The sequence below is a fragment of the Psychrobacter sp. TWP2-1-2 genome (assembly GCF_049896785.1).
In the GTDB taxonomy this organism is placed as follows: domain Bacteria; phylum Pseudomonadota; class Gammaproteobacteria; order Pseudomonadales; family Moraxellaceae; genus Psychrobacter.
In genome coordinates this window covers 18,096-33,590 of the sequence record NZ_JAFCVA010000013.1, presented here as the reverse complement: position 1 = coordinate 33,590, position 15,495 = coordinate 18,096, and the positions used below count along the sequence as shown (strand labels likewise).

Here is a 15,495-nt window from a genome sequence, read left to right as displayed (position 1 = left end):
TATCATCATCGCAATATGTCAGTCAGTATAGGGTAATAGTTATATAAATGCTATTGCATGACGTATCAGTTGTTGTTGCTGGTTTAAGTATCAATCTGTGTTTTGGTGTTCTGGTACATTTTCGTCATATTAAGTGGCTATTTATCATCATAAATGGCTTTATTTAGGCAAAAACTAATATTCACCTCATCAAGCAAGGAGCGCTGGTGTACTGGTTGATTGGTAGCTTGATTATTATCGCCATGATGGGCGTTTTGGCAGTCGCAGATAGTATGGCGATACCCACTAGTTCATCGTTAATGGATATATTGAATACCTCCATCTTATTTTTGTCGCTCATTATTTTTGCTATTATCCTGATGGTTATTGCCCAGTTTAATGTACCTTCTGCAAAAACTAGCCATTTATCGCAACATACTGCTGGTCTCTCTTCACGTAATCCTTCATATAATACTTCACATAAATCTAAACTCTTCTTTCGTATCTTGACTCATGTTTTAGTTGCTTTATTGGCAATTGGATTAATCATTGGCAGTGCGCTGCAAGCACTGATCAGCCATCAACAAGCAGAATTAACAGAAATCACTGAGCCAATGCGTGTGCAAGTATTAGTCACTATCGAAGGGATAAGTGACAGCGTTTATGACGTCGCCACGGACAGTGGCTATCGACAAGTTGCTGTCATTAGTGATATATCACCCTTGGTGTCGGCGTTGGCGGTTGAAGATTTAGATGCCATGACCAGTAACTTTCTAATAGATGAAAATAATAGCCTAAGCAATAATAGATTGTATGAAAATAACTCAAATAACAATAACGGTAAGGATGGCACGTACCGTGTATTGCTCAATGGTTATCCAAAAAATTCATCAAAACAATCATCCAAGAAAAATTTGGACAATAATCCGTTTGATCGCTTAAATTACTTACAACCTGGCGATCAGCTGTTTATGAGTTTAGCGCTTGCACCACTGGCGACCTCTGAGCAAGCGTTGAGCAATCCATCTGGTTTTGACAGTTATCGCTGGCTGCGAGGTCGTCATATTGATGGAGTCGCTAATATATTGACCGTTGGCACATCAAATGTCACCAATACTGAGGTATCAAAGCCAGCGTTTGCCTCTTCTTCATATCTTCAGCGTTTTCAGACTTATATTAATCAAGGGCGTTGGCAATTACGCCAGCATTTTTATCAAGATTGGTCGACACAGACCACAGCAGCGCAACAGGCAAAAGCGGTCACTCTAAGTTTGCTCACAGGTGATCGCAGTTTAATCAATCGCGATACCAAGGATTTGTATCAACTGGCTGGTATTTCACATTTGCTGGCTATCTCTGGCACTCATGTATTGTTTTTAGCGATTATGCTGGCGGGTGCGGCGGTGTTGCTTTTTGATAGGCTATGGCCAAAGGTTTATCGTTATGTACCGCGTTGGCAAGTGCGCTGGTGGGTAATGATCGCTGCTGCTTTTATTTATGCGCTATTTACTGGTTTTGATGTACCCGCTGCTCGTACCGCATGGATGTTATTCGCGATAGGTTTGGTACGTTTAACATTATTGCCGGTTAGTACGATGCGGGTGTTGTTTGCCTTGGCAGTGTTGATGGCATGGCTTGATCCCTACGTATTATGGCAGGCAGGGTACTGGCTATCTTTTATCGCAGTGGCATTACTCCTTAAATATGATGATGCATCATATACGCAATCAGCTGTCATATCAGAAACGGCATCTGCTCATAGTGCCAGTGTAGTAGATACTGCGTTCAAGCGTGTTTGGATAATAGGCAAACGTGTATTCAAATTACAGTTTTGGCTATTTATTACTTTACTGCCTATTACATTGCTATTATTTGGCAAGGCGTCGCTGTGGGGTCTTGTCATCAATCTATTTGCTATCGGTTTATTTGGTTGGGTGATTGTGCCGCTTAATCTGTTAGCAGGGCTTTGCTATCTTTTATCACCTGCTATTGCTGATAGTATTTGGCTGCTCGTTAGCGCCACTGTCGCAAAATTGCATGAACTGATAACGTGGTTAACCTCATTACCAGCATTGTCAGAAGCGTGGCTTTATACCCCCGTGAATGTCGCCATATTACTGATGGTACTATTAAGTATGTTGCCATGGCTACTACCACGAGGATTTATCAGTCGTTGGCTGGCAATGCCGCCGCTAACCTTATTAATGATGACGGTATATGCCAATCAGCAATCACTAACGACGATACCGACCTTGTATATCTTATCAACGGGTGATCCCTATATAAGCGCTGCTTTGTTGCAGTATCCTGTTGTCAATAATGAGCAGTCATCCACAACAGATACGCATAAGAACAACATCAGCTGGCTATTTTTATCTGACCACAGACCCAATGCCGCACGAACGATGCCCAGTAATCTAACGGCGAATAAGCTGTCGATGACATTGGCGCAGCAGCTGGGTAGCTTGTCAGTTGATACACTAGAAGGTATAGTCGTGCAGAGTAGTAGTGCTGGATTGACGGATACGCTTACTACTGATAAGACGTATTTAGCTTCTAATGCTTCTGCTTCTACTAATGCTAGTGCTTCTGAGCTGTTGCCTTTGACGGTTTTTCAGCTTAATCAGCGTTTACCTATTAGTCAGTATTGGCAAGCAGGGCGCTCTGATCATTGGTCTGCATTTCAGAAAGCCTATAAAGTCACTAGCCAATCCAAGGACATTACGAATATCAGTGTGCAACGCTGTGAACAAGGCAAAACATGGCAGTTGGGCAATGGTGATTTGTCCATACAAGCATTGACAGGGTGGAGCAACATAGACAGTCCGAGTGTTTGGGATTGTACGGTGGCTATAGATGCCAGCTTGCCCATAAGGGTATTAAAATATAATGCGGCTGATCCACTCAAATCAATACCTGCCACTGCGCAGACACTCACATCAAGTAGCCAGCCACCGACTCATCAAGCCAATATGCCTCAGGCACGTCTGATATTAAATGCAGATACTCATCAGCGTATTTGGCAAATGTGGACATTGTTATGTCCAGTTGAACCACCTGAGCAACCACGCACTTTTTATAATGTGACATGGCTAGGACATAGCACATCACAGATAACTGCTGAGGTGATAAATCGTCAAACTATTAATGAAATGATCACTTATGATGACAAAATGCTAGAAGCAACGTTGTCTCTCAATGCGGCAGTAGATACTACCAATATGACGCCATAAAAATATCGCTTATCTAATCAATGTTACAATATAGTGATATTTCCCAGTTATACTATTGAACCATGATTGAAATACCACCATACTTAGCAGCCTATGAATATAGATGACTGTGACCGTATTTGGAGTGACAAGCAGCTCCTTATTACTGACTGTATTTCTATCTTCTCTTTTTATTGCTTTAGACTGTTTCTGACTTAGGAAGTTATATGCCCAACTGGCCACCAGACCCTAACAAACGTCCTGACAATTCGGCAAATCAGCCAGTACCGATGTCGCCGCCAAGCCAGCCGAGTGGACAAGAATGGCGATTGCTTGAAAACACTTTATTGGCTAGTGTGGTCGAGCAACGCCGCGCCCGTCGCTGGAGTATCTTTTTTAAACTATTGACCTTTGGTTATATTTTACTGATATTTCTGACGCTTGGTCGTAGTTGCAGCAGCAGCGCGCCAACAGGTTTAGATGGTGTCGACACGAGCAAGCCGCATTTAGCTGTGGTTGAGCTACAAGGTGTCATTAGTAGTGGCGATGTGGCCAACGCTTATGATGTCAATGAGGCATTGACCCGTGCTTTTGAAAATAGCAATTCAAAGGCGGTAGCATTGGATATCAATTCACCTGGTGGCTCACCAGTACAGTCTGATGAGATTTGGCAGACCATGATGGATTTGCGTAAAGAATATCCAGACAAAAAACTCTATGCAGTGATTGGTGATATGGGTGCTTCTGGCGCGTATTATATTGCTTCTGCGGCGGATGAGATTTATGTGAACCCATCTAGTTTGGTTGGCTCTATCGGCGTGATTATGCCAAGCTATAACATCAAAGGTTTGATGGATAAAGTTGGCGTAGAAGATCGTACGATTACTGCTGGTGAATACAAAGACATCTTAAGTTTGTCACGTCCGTTAACGGATTATGAAGAAAAACATGTCGAAAAAGTATTGGACAACACCCACAAGCATTTCATTAATGCAGTGAAAGAAGGTCGCGGTGATCGTCTCAAAAATCCTGAACAAAATAAACTGTTCTCAGGATTATTCTGGACAGGCGAGCAGTCGATTGAGCTTGGCTTAGCCGATAAGAAAGGCAGCATCGCTAGCTTAGAAAAGCAGTTAGAGCTGGATAATGTCATCAATTATAGCCCAACAGATCCGTTCCAATTATTCATGGACCGCTTTGCTGTTAAATTGGGGGCGGGCATTGGCTCTAGTGTCAGCCTTGATGTTTTACCGCAAGAAGAAGGTAATGCGCAGATGCGTTAAGCGTTTTATGTTTGAGATTTACTGTGTATGATTGTTGAGGCTGAGCGTATGATTATGCTCAGCCTTAATTGTATATGAGATTCAATGATTATAAAAAATACCCTAAATAGCGACTTAAATCGAAGAGAGCTTGTCATGAGTGATAAAATTAATTTGCCAACTTTTACTGCTTTACCTGTCTCTATAATAACCAACAAACCTGTCCTGCATTTTGCTCATGCTAATGGGATGCCAAGTGCGGTTTATCAACCATTTTTTGAGAAGTTAGCAGAATTTTTTACTATTGAATATATTGCCATGCTGGGTGCAACGCCTGATTATCCAGTCGATGATCATTGGCGCAGCCTTACACAGCAGATTATTGATAGTGTCAAAAATACCTGTGAGAAGCATGGCGTGTCGCAAGTAGTGGCAGTGGGTCATTCGCTGGGTGCGATGTGTACCTTGCAGGCATTGTATCGTGCGCCGCAGCACTTTGCCCAAGCGGTACTCATGGATCCGCCTTGGATTTATGGCAAAGTGAGCTTGCTATGGCATTTGGCAAAGACGGCGGATAGATTGCCGATGATGAATAACCGCCTGATGGATAAATTGTCACCAGCTGGCGTGTCTAAGCATCGCCGTGATGTCTGGGAGAGCCGCGCAGATGCGTACGATAAGATGCGGCATAAAGGCTTTTTCAAAAACTTTGATGAACGCAGTTTTCAAGGCTATATCGAGCATGGGCTACACGAACGTGCGGATGGCAAAGTGACATTGGCGATTCCGAAAGCCAGTGAGGTCGCTGTCTTTCGCACCAATCCATCTTGGTATTGGCTGGCACCAAATCATGGACCAAAGCCGCCTGTTACTTTGATTATCGGTCAAGACAGTATCTTTTTAAAACGCCGATTTCCGCAACAAATAAAGTCGCGTTTGAATATTCCTTATGAGACCCATGCCGGTGGTCATATGTTTCCACTTGAGTATCCAGAGTCGGTCTCTCAGCAAGTATTATCATTGATTGAGCAGCAATTACCAACATAATTGCTGATGACTATTTCTGCTCATTATTGCTTATGCTAGGGCGTGTCCTCATTTTAAAAATGGTCATAAAAATGAGATAAATTGCCGTCAAACAAGGAAAGTAGCGCAAATAATATCGAGATATTGATAAGCTATTTAACGATGTTTGGCAAAATTTAGCCATTTTTAACTCATTTAGAGGATAATCGATTGAATTGAGGACACGCCCTAGATGCGAGCTAACAAAATATCCGTTTGAGTAATGACTTTATGCTAAAAAATGCTACTGGTACGCACAATCTTAATACGCCGCCTAAGCGCACGCCGCTATTTTCACGATTGGGTGTCTTTCTACTGACTGTTGGTATGCTAATGGCATTTTTTATCAGTCAGCTGCTAGGCGTGTATATCGCTGGTAAGCTGGTCTTACCGGCTGCTAAAAATTCAACCATGGCTGATATCTTCTTTTTTGGTAGTAACGATGGCACTGTGGTCAGCCTCTCTATTATTATAGGCTGCGTGCTATTGATCGCTATTAGCCTTTTGGTGATCCGTGTAAGAGGCGGCGATAGTCGGCAGTATTTAGCGCTAAAGCCGTTCTCATTTGCGGTGGGTATGGGATTGCTTGGGCTGCTATTGATATTTATGATTGGCAGTCAGGCATTGACTTATTTACTTGATAAATCGCCATTGCTCTTCGTTGACCCTTTATATCAGTCTGTCAGCTCAGTATGGCTATTGATATTTGCAATGGTTATTGTCGCGCCAATCTATGAAGAGTTGATATTTCGTGGTCTATTATGGTCAGCGATCGCAGAGCAATTTACCTCGTCAACTTATTCAAAGCATCGAGGGGCGATCGTAGCAAGCGTCGTGACCAGCTTGATATTTGCGGTGATCCATGTGCAGTATGGTATTTATGAAATCAGTACCATCGTGGTACTGGCATTGATATTTTGCTACGCGCGTATCAAGTCAGGCTCGCTGTTACTGCCGATATTATTGCATATCGTGAATAATGGGGCGGCGATGTGGCAATATATTGCGCAAACCGCCTAAATAAATAATGGCTATTTCGGCGTTATTATTACACTTTTATAGCTGTCATCATAATGATGAATTTTCTTAAGCATCAGGATTTAGTAGTAACACCTCATCCGCTGCCCGTTTGATATCGTCGATTGTTAGCTGAGGTTTACCACTTAACGCCTGTCGCCATTTGCGCGCACCCGTCAGTCCTTGAAACAACCCTAAATAATGTCTTGTCATCGTTGGCAGTGCTTCACCTTTAGCAATCTGCGCCTCCATATACGGATACAGCTGCGCTAAAATATCTGAACGCTTAGGTGCTGGTTCGTTCCATAAGCTATTGGTTTCTGCTAATAGGTAAGGGTTGTGATAAAACGCGCGACCAATCATCACGCCATCCACATGCTGCAAATGTGCTTCGATGTCTTTAACAGTATCGATGCCGCCATTAATCTCGATATCGAGCTGTGGAAAGTCTTGTTTGAGACGATAGACATCCTCATAACGTAGCGGTGGTATCTCGCGATTTTGCTTGGGGCTAAGCCCTTGTAGCCATGCAGTACGTGCATGGACAATAAAGCGTGTACAACCCGCTGCTGCCACTTTTTCTACAAAATCCACCATAAACTCATAACTGTCAAAATCATCGATACCAATACGATGCTTCACGGTTACTGGGATATCGACCGCCGCTTGCATGTGCTTGACCAAATCGGCAACCGTATTAGGCTCCGCCATGAGGCAAGCACCAATCTTATTATGCTGCACGCGATCAGAGGGACAACCAACATTGATATTGACCTCATCATAACCATGCTGCTGCGCAAATTCAGCACATTGCGTCATCTCGCTAATATCTGCTCCGCCCAACTGTAGTACAAGCGGATGTTCAAGCGTATCAAAGCGCAGATGCCGTGCTCGATTGCCATGTATCAGCGCGCCCGTACTGATCATCTCGGTGTACAAATAAACATGCGGATTAAAAAGCCGAGCAAAATAACGATAATCCGTCGTTGTCCAGTCGATCATGGGTGCAACGGAAAGACGTTTGTTGGTCATATCAACCATGGTTTTGAGCCTTAATATTTTAATATTGGTATCTTAAATAAATGAACAAGGTGCAATGTATGAGACATACGATTGCACCTTAATTTTTTAATTTCAATCGTTATGCAGATAATAGGCAGCTACTAGCTAAATAATGTGGTCGATTTTTTTGAATTCAGGCAAATTATAAAAATAAATACCCATTATTATGCCGATAAAACCGATAAATGCAATGTAGAGCGCTGGTGAGAAACTCACATACAAAGTGGCATAACCCAGCCCGAAAGGCACAAGCACTCCAACAATACCGTAGGCGATATTATAACAAAAAGCCATTCCTGTTAGTCGTACATTGGTCGGAAATAACTGTACAAGGATGGCAGGTATCATCCCAACGATGCCAGCACAGAAGCCTAAAAGCGCATACATAATGAGGATGTAGTCACCGCTGGCTTGCAGATGGTAAAAAAAGGCAAACATCTGAGCGATCAAAAGAATAGAGCCAACCGTCAGAATCTTACCGAAGTTTTGGTGGTTAGATATTATCCCATAAAAAATACAACCAAAAACCATGAACACAATACCCAGACTGTGTGAGAATCCAAATAAATCGCTGTCTAAGGTAAAACGTAATTCAATCAAATCGGGTAGCAATAGCACAACAACGGTCGTGATGCTAGAAACAATAAGCGTGAGAACCATGCCGATAAATAGCGAATGCTTGCAATGCTTAAAGAGTAAATTGAAGGGTTTGGCAACATAATCGCTTGGTTTTGAGTTTTTCATTTCCAGAAAAAAGGGTGACTCATCTATCCATCGCCACGCCAGTAATGGTAATAAACTCAGAATAGCCGCGATGAAAAATGGCAAGCGCCAGCCGTAATTAGCCAATTGCTCAGTCGTCATAGAATTGGTTAACCAAAGAAAAAAGGCATTAGAAAACAACACGCCTACATAAAAACTGGCGGTGACATAGCTACAAGATACTGACGAATATTGGCGCGGCACATGCTCTGCCACAAAAACCCAAGCGAGTGGCACATAAAGACCAAATGCCATGCCTTGTATCAGCCTCAAGACTATAAATAAGGTTGGTGCAATCAACCCCCATTGCCCATAGGTAGGTAAGCAAGCCATCGCCAACAAGCTGGCCGCCGTCACTAATATACTGATCAACAGTATGGGTTTTCGGCCTTTGATATCACCATAACGACCAAAGATGATACCGCCAAGTGGGCGTGCCAAATAGCCAATTGCAAATAGACCAAGCCCTTGCACCTTTGTAATAGCTGGGTCGATATTAGCAGGGAAAAAAGCGGTCGCCATGATATCTGCTAGATATAAATAAATCAAAAAATCAAAAAACGCGACTGCGCTGCTAAAGCAGATAAACAGTACAGTGTTTCTGTCTTTAGAAGACATCATTGCATATTGAGAACGAGAAGGCATAATAGGTCGCGCATCCACATATAATAGTATTCGTTAAGCCGATTATTATCTGGATAACCGGCTATAATAAAAAACGACAAATCAATATGAGAAATAATGATTTGCCGAAAAAATAAAGACGTTTGAGCTAACAGTTATTGAGCAATAAGCATCGGAGTTAAAAGCACTTGAATGAATAGTGCTTAAATGAAAAGCACTCAAATTAAAAAGTATTCAAACTAAAAAAATTGGGTCAAAGAATCACTCGATAACGCTGTTATTATTTAAATATGACTAGGTTTTAGAGTGCTTTTGATGGTGGCAGCTATAGCAACCAATCAATAGGTAGCCATGACATGATAGTCAGCCAGACATGATCGCTGATATCGACGCGTGGCTCTGAATCGTAAACCACTTTTTTATCGTCTTCCATAGTATGCCACTGTAGCTTACCATTATCTGATAGTTTGACTTCATAAGCTTGGTTTAGCAGGTCATCGCTCAGCGCACCATGCAATTGTTTTGCCAGCTCATCATCATTGATGATCACACCCATCTCTGTATTGATATTGGCAGAGCGAGGGTCGACATTATAGGAGCCAATGAATACTTGATAGTCATCAACGGCAAACGTTTTTGCATGTAAACTGGTTGAGGATTGACTACGAGCTTTCCAAAGCTTGTTTTCGCGTTTTTCCTCAGAGGCGGTGGATTTTAGCTCGTAGATTTTGACACCAGCGCGCAGCAAGTTAGGTCGCCATTGACTATAGCCAGAATGCACAGCAGTCACGTCGGTCGCATCAAATGAGTTGGTCAAAATCTTAATCTCGATACCAGCTTCAGCCAATTGCACTAAAGTATTGACACCATCTTTGGTGGGTACAAAGTAAGAGGAAATGATGGTTAGCTTTTTGGTTGGGCTGCCTAATAAGGTACGTAATTGATGCACCAAATTGGTATCCGCTGGTACTGTTTTGGTCAGCTTGCCCACATCATCACTCAAAAACTGCATATCTGTCCAGCGAAAAGGCACGCGTTTATTGACCAAGTCACTGTCTATCGTTGACTCTTCTAGCGCTTCTTTATACACCGTCAAATTATTGTCGCTACCTTTTTCGCCCTGATCGAGCTTGTCCAGTGCCGCTAGGAAATCAGGCGCTGTATTGTTGTCAGGCTTCACTAAAGTTTCGATGTCAAATGACAAAGGTGATGACCAATAGCTTGAAAAACTGTTGTCAATATCTGCGACGACTTTACCGATGAGTAAAACATCCAAATCCGCAAATTGACTATTTTGGTCATTGCTTAAATATTCATTGCCAATATTACGTCCCCCAATAATGGTAATCTGCTTATCAAAAGTCATGCTTTTATTGTGCATGCGGCGATTGATACGTGGCAGACCTGTGACGTAGTTTAATGTTTGAAACTTACGGTGCATCAGCGGATTGATGATTCGTACCGCAATATTCGGGTGACTGGAAAAACGTAATAAATGCTGATCGAAGGTGGCATCATTATTAAAATCATCTAATAATAAACGTACAATGATGCCGCGTTCAGCCGCTTCCCACAGATCTTTCAGTAATAGCTGACCAGCTTGGTCATTATGCCAAATATAATACTGCGCATCGATATTACGTGTGGACATGTCCGTTAATATACTGCGAGAAGCAAAAGCATTGGCACCAGTTACAATGGGGTGATAGCCGGATAAATCTGGGTGAATATCATTCTGTTCACTAATCGATGCTACCAAATCAACGTCATTGGTTGCTACTGTGTCACTGCGTCCAGTTTCTTGATTGTCTTCTTGTTGATATAAGTCATGTACTCGTGCTGATAATGCTTGGCTCTCAGGTAAGTGCGGCTGTTTTGGCAAAACCTGACATCCACTAAGACCTAAGGTTAGTCCGAGTGTTAGACTCAACGATAAGTTGCTTGGTTCTATACTGAACATCGACATAAATGAATTACCTTAGTGAGCCTTACATAAAGAAGTATTTGTTAGAAAGTAAGCGTGAGGGCATGTCCTCATTTTTAGCCCATTAAAAAGACTATCAATTGAATGAAGGACATGCGCTAGTGCATCGTTTATTTTACCGATGATAGCACTGATTACGAAGCGTATAACAATATCGCCCAAGGCAAAAATTAAATCGCCGCTAAGCTTATCAGCTGTCGTCATCTATGCCTATTATAAATACGTTATTTTTGTTAGATTCAGCGACTTATCCAGTCATTATTTACTTATCGTCTCTCTTTCATCTGTTGTTAAGAAAGAGGTAGATGTGTATTCAAAAATAATATTTAACCATCGCTTGAAACCAGCTGTGTGGAATAAGTTGACATGATATGATAACGCTGATGCATTCGGTCGATAATCAGAAGAATAAGCAGTCATTTTATATCAATGAAAATACCAATCAAAGCAACGGAATATTTATGAGTCAGTCGCAAGCCCATGATGATAAAAATGTAGATAAATTAGATCCAAACTGGCGCAGTGACGCGCTCAATTTAGATCTCGATTATGGTATGCAAACCATTGCTGTACGGGCAGGGCAACATCGTACCGATGAGGGTGAGCACTCAGAGGCTATCTTTACTACCAGCTCGTACGTTTATACCTCAGCGGCAGATGCCGCGGCACATTTTAATGGAGACAAGACTGGCAACGTGTACTCACGCCATACCAATCCGAGTGTGCGTACCTTTGAGCGTCGTTTGGCAGCGCTTGAAAACGGTGAGCGCGCAGTGGCGACAGCCTCTGGCATGGGCGCGATTTTGACCATGTGCTTGGCATATCTGAAAGCGGGCGATCATTTGCTTGCTGCCAATCAATTATTTGGCTCATCGATTGGTCTATTTAATAATTATATGGCAAAGTTCGGTGTGGAAGTCAGTTATGTCGATTGCTTCGATAATGAGGCGTGGGCAAACGCCGTTCAACCAAACACCAAAGTCATTTATTGCGAAAGCCCTAGCAATCCATTAGCACAGATTTGTGATATTGGATTTTTAAGCCAGCTGTGTAAAGCCAATGATATCCTACTCGTTGTGGATAATTGTTTTGCTACCCCAGCTTTGCAGCGTCCGCTTGATTTGGGTGCCGATGTGGTGATTCATTCTGCCACTAAATATTTAGACGGTCAGGGGCGAGTACTTGGCGGCGCACTAGTTGGTAGCGATAAGCTGATGCAAGAGGCGTTTACTGTGGTACGTTCAGGCGGTATCAGTATGAGTCCGTTTAATGCTTGGGTATTTACCAAAGGGTTAGAGACGCTGAAACTGCGTATGCAAGCGCATTGTCAAAATGCCAATCAAGTAGCAGAGTTTTTGGTCAATCATCCCAATGTTAGTGCCGTACATTTCTCAGGTTTGAGTGATCATCCCGCTCATGAGCTTGCGACGCGTCAACATCATATGACAGGTGGCTATGGTGCTATCATGGGTTTTGAGGTAAAGGCTTCTGACAGCACTGATTCAAAAGCTGCCGCTTGGCATGTCATTGATTCCACCCAAATGGTTTCTATTACTAATAACTTGGGTGATGCTAAAACCACCATTACCCATCCTGCAACCACCACTCATTTTCGCTTGAGTGCAAAAGAGCGCGCAGAAGCGGGCGTCAAAGATGGTCTTATTCGTTTGTCAGTAGGCTTAGAAGATGTAGAAGATATCATCAAAGATTTGGCGCGTGGTTTAGACAGTTTGTAAAGATAACGGTATAATCGCAGTTAGCACTTTATATTAGGGCGTGTCCTCATTTCAAAAATGGTGATAAAAATGAGATAAATTGCAGTCAAACGAGGAAAATAGCGCAGATAATATTGGGATATTAACCAGCTATTTGACGATGTTTGGCAAGATTTAACCATTTTTAGCCCGTTTAGATATGATCAATTGAATTGAGGACACGCCCTAGTAAAATATCAATCATTTATGATTAAAAAACAAAAGAGGCAACTATGAATATTCAAGCATTAATGCAACAAGCACAAACGATGCAAAAGAAAGTCGAAGCAAACGTTGAAAATGCTAAGAAAGAGCTTGCGAATAAAGAAGTACAAGCTGAAGCGGGCAGTGGTCTGGTAAAAGTCACCATGACGGGTCGCCATGTGGTTAAGCGTTTAACCATCGATCCAAGCTTGCTAGAAGATGAGCCAGATATGATCGAAGATCTTATTGCTGCTGCTATCAATGACGCCGTTCGTCAAGCAGATGCGCTATACGAAGAAACCATGGCAGGCGCGACCTCAGGCATGGGTCTACCACCTGGTATGCAAGGTATGTTCTAAGTCGTTATTTTTTAAGCCAAACACGACATATTAAAGACAAAATGGGGTTGTTATCGACATGATACGACCCCATTTTCATAGCTACGATTTATAAATTAAGTTAAATAAAGGAAGATGCTTTGCTGACAGCCAAATTTGATCAGCTGGTTAAACAGCTGCGTATTTTGCCGGGTGTGGGTCAAAAAAGTGCCCAACGTATGGCACTGCATTTGCTTACCAAAAAACGCCCACAAGGCATGGCACTTGCCCAAGCGCTTGATGAGGCGATGCGCGATATCGTCGAATGCCAGCGTTGTCACAGCTTCAGTGATGATCAAATCTGTCCGCTGTGCCAAGATCCGCGGCGTGATGATGCCTTGCTATGTGTGGTTGAGACCGCAGCAGACGTGATGGCTATCGAACAAACCGCAGGCTACCGTGGCCGCTACTTTGTGTTAGGTGGTCATTTATCACCGATTGATGGCATTAGCGCTGATGATTTGAATATTGAACAACTGGTCTGGCGGGTCAAGCAAGAGCCTGTTGAAGAGTTGATATTGGCGACTGGTACGACTGTCGAAGGGCAGACCACCGCGCACTTTATCAGCGCAGCGGTTAGTCGCCATGTTAATAAAGTCACACGTTTGGCACAAGGTGTACCAATGGGTGGCGAGCTTGAATATCTTGATAGCATGACCCTTGGACAAGCGATGCAAAATCGTTCATTTTTATAGCAAACTGACATTTTTTCTATAACTTCTTTATAAAAACCAAGTCTTGTCCATTTTATTTCATGAAATTGTTATAATTGATTCACTAGTATTTTATTATTTACTTTTATTGAGACGCCCTTTAGCGTTTTATTTTCTCCTATTTATGCAGGTATCTGCCCGTGTCCAACCATGCTCCAACAGCTTCAACTGCTGCCATCCAATCAAACCTTGCAGACAACATTAACATTGCTGCTTCTGATGATTTATTAGCACCATCAATCAATTCTAAAATAGAATCAGCTATACCTTCAGAGCCAGATATTGATGCACTGCTAGATAGTGCCGACGAAGCTGCTGTCACGTGGGTGCGTGAGCAAAATGGTTTGGCTGAAGTTATCGATGCATTGGCAACTTGTGGTCGGGTGGCGTTAGATACTGAGTTTATCAAACGTGATACTTACTATCCGCGCTTGGCATTGGTGCAGCTGAATACTGGCAATCATATTTATTTATTAGATGCCCCGCAGTTGCAACTGACCGAATTGTGGCAGGCACTGGCCAAAGTTGATGTGGCGATTTGGCATGCCTGTGGTGAGGATTTAGGGATTTTTTATCTACTCTCTGGTTGTCCGCCATTGACCAATATATTTGATACGCAAATTGCGTTGTCTTACTTAACCGGTCAATTGCAAATGGGCTATCAGCAAGCGCTCGATGACCAGCTAGACATGCACATTGATAAAGAACAAAGCCAGTCTGACTGGCTGCAACGCCCATTATCAGATGAGCAAGAGCAATATGCGATTGATGATGTACGCTTTTTGCCAGCACTCTATTTAAGTCTTGAATATGCGTTAAAAAATCAAGGTTTGTACGATTATGTATGGGCAGATTGCCAGCTTTATGCCAGTGATTTGTATGATGCTCAGCATGTTGAAGACAGCGCAATGTACCTAACAATGGCAGATTATCGTTATACTTCACAGCAGATGGCGATACTGCAAGCAGTTGCGACGTGGCGCGAGGAGCTGGCACGTTCGACCAATCAGCCACGTACGTTTGTGATTAAAAAACAAGCAGTACGCGAGATCATCACTGAAAAACCAAGCAATATGCGAGAGCTTGCGCACAAAACCACGATGCATCGCAGTATGTTGCGCTTATACGGCGAAGAGCTGCTAAAAGTGATAAATCAAGCAAAAAACCTGCACCCTGCTGAATATCCTGATTGCCTATTACCGCCGTATCGCTCAAAAAATAAAGTACTATCAAAAGCAGTACAGCAAGCGATCGATGATCACGCACGAGCTATCGGCATACCTGACAATGTATTGATGCGTAAAAAGTGGCTTGGGCAATTATATGAAGTGATTGCTTTTGATAAGGAATTAAGTGAGCTGCCAGAGGGCTTAAAAGGCTGGAGGAATGACTGGGTCATAAACACCCTGATTCCAGTCATCAAAAAACATAAAACTGAGTTGCAGCAGGGTATGGGTATCAATGTTCGATAAGCCATAAG

11 protein-coding genes are annotated in these 15,495 nt (G+C 42.6%); 8 read left to right on the top strand and 3 right to left on the bottom strand.

The window, feature by feature from the left end; genetic code table 11:
* The first annotated feature begins 206 nt into the window (after nucleotides 1-206).
* The 4 genes from ACP7AE_RS11540 to ACP7AE_RS11525 all read left to right on the top strand — a co-directional run bounded on the left by ACP7AE_RS11540 (nucleotide 207) and on the right by ACP7AE_RS11525 (nucleotide 6,538).
* Nucleotides 207-3,212 (top strand): ComEC/Rec2 family competence protein, encoded by a 3,006-nt coding sequence (locus ACP7AE_RS11540; RefSeq protein WP_426243204.1) that lies wholly within the window; start codon nucleotides 207-209, stop codon nucleotides 3,210-3,212.
* A 206-nt stretch (nucleotides 3,213-3,418) separates the two neighbouring features.
* Nucleotides 3,419-4,474, top strand: a complete 1,056-nt coding sequence (sppA, locus tag ACP7AE_RS11535) for a signal peptide peptidase SppA (protein ID WP_045451362.1) — start codon at nucleotides 3,419-3,421, stop codon at nucleotides 4,472-4,474.
* 135 nt (nucleotides 4,475-4,609) lie between these two features.
* Nucleotides 4,610-5,500, top strand: coding sequence for an alpha/beta fold hydrolase (locus ACP7AE_RS11530; RefSeq protein ID WP_426243202.1), 891 nt, complete (start codon nucleotides 4,610-4,612; stop codon nucleotides 5,498-5,500).
* Nucleotides 5,501-5,749: 249 nt separating this feature from the next.
* Nucleotides 5,750-6,538, top strand: coding sequence for a CPBP family intramembrane glutamic endopeptidase (locus ACP7AE_RS11525; RefSeq protein ID WP_426243200.1), 789 nt, complete (start codon nucleotides 5,750-5,752; stop codon nucleotides 6,536-6,538).
* A gap of 66 nt (nucleotides 6,539-6,604) precedes the next feature.
* Here ACP7AE_RS11525 and dusA read toward each other — a convergent pair whose 3' ends face one another.
* The 3 genes from dusA to ACP7AE_RS11510 form a co-directional block, all read right to left on the bottom strand.
* Entirely contained in the window at nucleotides 6,605-7,576 is a 972-nt protein-coding gene (gene dusA / locus ACP7AE_RS11520; RefSeq protein WP_314884746.1) for a tRNA dihydrouridine(20/20a) synthase DusA, read from the bottom strand.
* A gap of 126 nt (nucleotides 7,577-7,702) precedes the next feature.
* The gene (locus ACP7AE_RS11515; RefSeq protein WP_201554236.1) at nucleotides 7,703-9,004 is read right to left on the bottom strand and encodes an MFS transporter; all 1,302 of its coding nucleotides are present in this window, start codon (nucleotides 9,002-9,004) and stop codon (nucleotides 7,703-7,705) included.
* 304 nt (nucleotides 9,005-9,308) lie between these two features.
* Nucleotides 9,309-10,949 (bottom strand): phospholipase D family protein, encoded by a 1,641-nt coding sequence (locus tag ACP7AE_RS11510; RefSeq protein WP_426243198.1) that lies wholly within the window; start codon nucleotides 10,947-10,949, stop codon nucleotides 9,309-9,311.
* A 479-nt stretch (nucleotides 10,950-11,428) separates the two neighbouring features.
* Between ACP7AE_RS11510 and ACP7AE_RS11505 the strand changes: the two genes are divergently transcribed.
* The 4 genes from ACP7AE_RS11505 (at nucleotide 11,429) to ACP7AE_RS11490 (ending at nucleotide 15,487) form a co-directional block, all read left to right on the top strand.
* Nucleotides 11,429-12,703, top strand: coding sequence for an O-succinylhomoserine sulfhydrylase (locus tag ACP7AE_RS11505; RefSeq protein ID WP_426243240.1), 1,275 nt, complete (start codon nucleotides 11,429-11,431; stop codon nucleotides 12,701-12,703).
* Nucleotides 12,704-12,954: 251 nt separating this feature from the next.
* Nucleotides 12,955-13,284, top strand: a complete 330-nt coding sequence (locus tag ACP7AE_RS11500) for a YbaB/EbfC family nucleoid-associated protein (protein ID WP_045445429.1) — start codon at nucleotides 12,955-12,957, stop codon at nucleotides 13,282-13,284.
* 119 nt (nucleotides 13,285-13,403) lie between these two features.
* Complete coding sequence (gene recR / locus ACP7AE_RS11495) at nucleotides 13,404-13,997, top strand: recombination mediator RecR (protein ID WP_045451374.1); 594 nt, start codon at nucleotides 13,404-13,406, stop codon at nucleotides 13,995-13,997.
* A 158-nt stretch (nucleotides 13,998-14,155) separates the two neighbouring features.
* Entirely contained in the window at nucleotides 14,156-15,487 is a 1,332-nt protein-coding gene (locus ACP7AE_RS11490) for a ribonuclease D (RefSeq protein ID WP_426243196.1), read from the top strand.
* The last annotated feature ends 8 nt before the right edge of the window (nucleotides 15,488-15,495 follow it).

Coding starts and splice junctions, on each gene's coding strand:
- sppA (WP_045451362.1), top strand. CDS start 3,419: ATGCCCAACTGGCCACCAGACCCTAACAAACGTCCTGACAATTCGGCA.
- ACP7AE_RS11530 (WP_426243202.1), top strand. CDS start 4,610: ATGAGTGATAAAATTAATTTGCCAACTTTTACTGCTTTACCTGTCTCT.
- ACP7AE_RS11525 (WP_426243200.1), top strand. CDS start 5,750: ATGCTAAAAAATGCTACTGGTACGCACAATCTTAATACGCCGCCTAAG.
- dusA (WP_314884746.1), bottom strand. CDS start 7,576: ATGGTTGATATGACCAACAAACGTCTTTCCGTTGCACCCATGATCGAC.
- ACP7AE_RS11515 (WP_201554236.1), bottom strand. CDS start 9,004: ATGCCTTCTCGTTCTCAATATGCAATGATGTCTTCTAAAGACAGAAAC.
- ACP7AE_RS11510 (WP_426243198.1), bottom strand. CDS start 10,949: ATGTCGATGTTCAGTATAGAACCAAGCAACTTATCGTTGAGTCTAACA.
- ACP7AE_RS11505 (WP_426243240.1), top strand. CDS start 11,429: ATGAGTCAGTCGCAAGCCCATGATGATAAAAATGTAGATAAATTAGAT.
- ACP7AE_RS11500 (WP_045445429.1), top strand. CDS start 12,955: ATGAATATTCAAGCATTAATGCAACAAGCACAAACGATGCAAAAGAAA.